Raw genomic sequence first — 634 nt, forward strand, 5'->3', positions numbered from 1 at the left:
AAAACGGTATTCCCAAATGCCAATCTCGTTATTGATCGATTTCATATCGTTAAACATATGAATCAAGCATTTCAAGACCTACGTGTAAGAACAATGAAATCCTTACAAATAAAAGGTTTCAAAAAGGAAGCACAGAAACTTAAAGTAAATTGGCGTTTTCTAACAAAAAATAGACAGAATATAAATCATTCGGAATATAAGTCTTGGCGTAGTTTCCGTTCACCTAAGTACCCTCTTCTTACAGAAGCTATGATGATTGATAGACTACTTACATGCTCCCCTTCCCTTAGAGAAGCTTATGAGGCATTCCATGACTTGGCAGATGCATTTAGAGATAAGGACCATATTGTATTTTTTGACTTGCTCAAACATCTTCCAGAAAGTTTAAATGAGGAATTTAGAAAGAAATTACAGAACTTGCTTAAGTATGAAGAAGGCATAAGGAATGCAATGATTTATCCTTATTCAAACGGTAAAATCGAGGCAAAGAATACCCATATTAAAACATTGAAAAGAGTATCCTACGGATTCAAATCATTTGAGAACATGAAAATACGGATTTATATGATCAATCATTTAATTGAAGTGAAATAACACAAAAAACCAAAACAGATTTGTTCATCATCTGTTTTGG

Annotated in this window: 1 protein-coding gene; it reads left to right on the forward strand. The window is 32.8% G+C overall.

From position 1 onward, the window contains the following. A partial coding sequence (locus tag HMPREF9088_RS11275; protein WP_007209393.1) for an ISL3 family transposase occupies window positions 1-594 on the forward strand: 594 nt, incomplete at its 5' end. Between the last annotated feature and the right edge of the window lie 40 nt (window positions 595-634).

It is taken from the genome of Enterococcus italicus DSM 15952 (genome assembly GCF_000185365.1).
GTDB classification, from domain to species: Bacteria; Bacillota; Bacilli; order Lactobacillales; family Enterococcaceae; genus Enterococcus_G; species Enterococcus_G italicus.